At 51.3% G+C, this 3,096-nt stretch carries 2 rRNA genes; both read left to right on the top strand.

Going from position 1 to position 3,096, the window contains the following annotated elements:
* The first annotated feature begins 71 nt into the window (after positions 1-71).
* A 23S ribosomal RNA gene (locus tag KOD92_RS27315) occupies positions 72-2,897 on the top strand.
* A gap of 82 nt (positions 2,898-2,979) precedes the next feature.
* Positions 2,980-3,091 (top strand): 5S ribosomal RNA (gene rrf / locus KOD92_RS27310).
* The last annotated feature ends 5 nt before the right edge of the window (positions 3,092-3,096 follow it).

The raw sequence follows: 3,096 nt of genomic DNA, 5'->3' as shown, positions 1-3,096 counted from the left end.
ACATTACCAAGGAAGCTTGGTAACGAGTTCATTGACATATTGAGAAGTAGAAGAGCAAAGAAATAGAAGTCGCGCAAGCGAATTAAGGGCGCATGGGGGATACCTAGGCTCTCAGAGGCGATGAAGGACGTGATAAGCTGCGAAAAGCTTCGGGGATTGGCACATACAAATTGATCCGAAGATATCCGAATGGGGCAACCCAGTGTAGTGAAGCTACATTACCCTACGGGGGGCAAACGCGGGGAACTGAAACATCTAAGTACCCGCAGGAGAAGAAAACAATAGTGATTCCGCAAGTAGTGGCGAGCGAACGCGGAACAGCCCAAACCAGCCTGGTTACGGCCAGACTGGGGTTGTAGGACTCACCAAGTGGATAAATAGCGAACTGGAATGGTCTGGGAAGGCCAGTCGTAGAGGGTGAGAACCCCGTACAGGCAGTGATTTTATCTGAGTGAGTATCCTGAGTAAGTGGGGACCGGTGGAATCCCCTCTGAATCCGGCGGCACCATCCGCCAAGGCTAAATACTCCTGAGAGACCGATAGTGAACTAGTACCGTGAGGGAAAGGTGAAAAGTACCGCGAGCAGCGGGGTGAAATAGAACTTGAAACCATGCGCTTACAAGCGGTCGGAGCCTATAATGGGTGACGGCGTGCCTTTTGCATAATGAGCCTACGAGTTACGGTTACTGGCAAGGTTAATGTATTTGAATACAGGAGCCGAAGCGAAAGCGAGTCTGAATAGGGCGATTAGTCAGTGGCTGTAGACGCGAAACTTTGTGATCTACCCATGATCAGGTTGAAGCGCTGGTAACACATCGTGGAGGACCGAACCGGTAAACGTTGAAAAGTTTTCGGATGAATTGTGGGTAGGGGTGAAAGGCCAATCAAACTGAGAAATAGCTCGTACTCCCCGAAATGTTTTTAGGAACAGCGTCGTGGTTGAGTCATGTTCAGGTAGAGCTACTGATAGGGCTAGGGGGAGTCAAATCCTACCAAACTCTGACAAACTCCGAATGGGGCATGATATACACGGCAGTGAGGGCTGGGGTGCTAAGGTCCCAGTCCGAGAGGGGAACAACCCAGAGCATCAGCTAAGGTCCCAAAATATATGCTAAGTTGAACTAAGGGGGTCCGACTGCAGAGACAGCCAGGATGTTAGCTTGGAAGCAGCTATACATTTAAAGAGTGCGTAACAGCTCACTGGTCGAGCGGGGCGGGCATCGATAATAAACGGGCATCAAGCATATTACCGAAGCTATGCGATTGTATTTATACATATCGGTAGGGGAGCATTCTCACAGGGGTGAAGGTGCAGCGTGAGCTGTGCTGGACTGGTGAGAAAAGCAAATGTAGGCATAAGTAACGATAATGCGGATGAGAAATCCGCACACCGAAAGACTAAGGATTCCTCCGCTATGCTAATCAACGGAGGGTTAGGCGGGGCCTAAGGAATAGCCGACAGGCGATCTCCGATGGACAGCAGGTTAATATTCCTGCCCCTGCATGCAGTGTGAAGAAGTGACGGAGTATTGTGGTCTGTACGTACTGACGGAATAGTGCGTTGAGCAGAGCCTACGGGCGAAGCGAACAGACGAAAACGCTTCCAAGAAAAGCTTTTGAAACACCAGCTGTATGCAGCCCGTACCGTAAACCGACACAGGTAGTCGAGAAGAATATTCTAAGGTGCTCGAGTGAATCACGGCTAAGGAACTCGGCAAATTAACCCTGTAACTTCGGGAGAAGGGGAGCCTCCTCTGGCGACAGAGAGGCCGCAGAGAAATGGCCCAGGCGACTGTTTAGCAAAAACACAGGGCTCTGCCAAAACGAAAGTTGACGTATAGGGCCTGACACCTGCCCGGTGCTGGAAGGTTAAGAGGGGATGTCATCGCAAGAGAAGCATTGAATCGAAGCCCCAGTAAACGGCGGCCGTAACTATAACGGTCCTAAGGTAGCGAAATTCCTTGTCGGGTAAGTTCCGACCTGCACGAATGGTGTAACGATCTGGGCACTGTCTCGGCCGTGAGCTCGGTGAAATTGTAGTAGCGGTGAAGATGCCGCTTACCCGCCACGGGACGGAAAGACCCCGTGCACCTTTACTATAGCTTTGCATTGTTTTCGGGTCAGGGATGTGTAGGATAGGTGGGAGGCTGTGAAGTGGTGTCGCCAGGCATCATGGAGCCAACGTTGAAATACCACCCTTCGCTGGCCTGGGATCTAACTTGACTAAGTCAAGGACCGTGCATGGTGGGTAGTTTGACTGGGGTGGTCGCCTCCAAAAGTGTAACGGAGGCTTCCAAAGGTCTGCTCAACACGCTTGGTAACCGTGTGTGGAGTGCAATAGTACAAGCAGGCTTGACTGCGAGACCGACGGGTCGAGCAGGTGGGAAACCAGGGTATAGTGATCCGGTGGTTCTGTATGGAAGGGCCATCGCTCAAAGGATAAAAGGTACGCCGGGGATAACAGGCTGATCTCCCCCAAGAGCTCACATCGACGGGGAGGTTTGGCACCTCGATGTCGGCTCGTCACATCCTGGGGCTGGAGAAGGTCCCAAGGGTTCGGCTGTTCGCCGATTAAAGTGGCACGCGAGCTGGGTTCAGAACGTCGTGAGACAGTTCGGTCCCTATCTGTGGTGGGCGTAGGAAGATTGACGGGGGCTGCCTTTAGTACGAGAGGACCGAGGTGGACCCACCGCTGGTGAACCGGTTGTCCCGCCAGGGGCATGGCCGGGTAGCTATGTGGGGAATAGATAAGCGCTGAAAGCATCTAAGTGCGAAACTAGCCCGAAGATGAATCTTCCACATAAGGGTCGTTGTAGACTACGACGTTGATAGGCTGCAAGTATACGTGTAGAAATACATTCAGCTGAGCAGTACTAATTACCCAACAGCTTGCACATTTAAATCTTCTTTCCTAGCTCTTCTACTTCCAATATGACTTTGATTACTCAAAGAAACTGTTGATAAACCAACAAAGATCTTGTTGGTGACTATTGGCCTGGTGTTCACCTCTTCCCATCCCGAACAGAGAAGTTAAGCCCAGAACCGCCGATGATACTTGGGTCAAACCTGGTAAAGTAGGTAGTCGCCACAATACCA

Source organism: Dyadobacter linearis, assembly GCF_907165045.1.
Classification (GTDB): domain Bacteria; phylum Bacteroidota; class Bacteroidia; order Cytophagales; family Spirosomataceae; genus Dyadobacter; species Dyadobacter linearis.
This window is presented reverse-complemented; position numbering and strand designations above follow the sequence as displayed.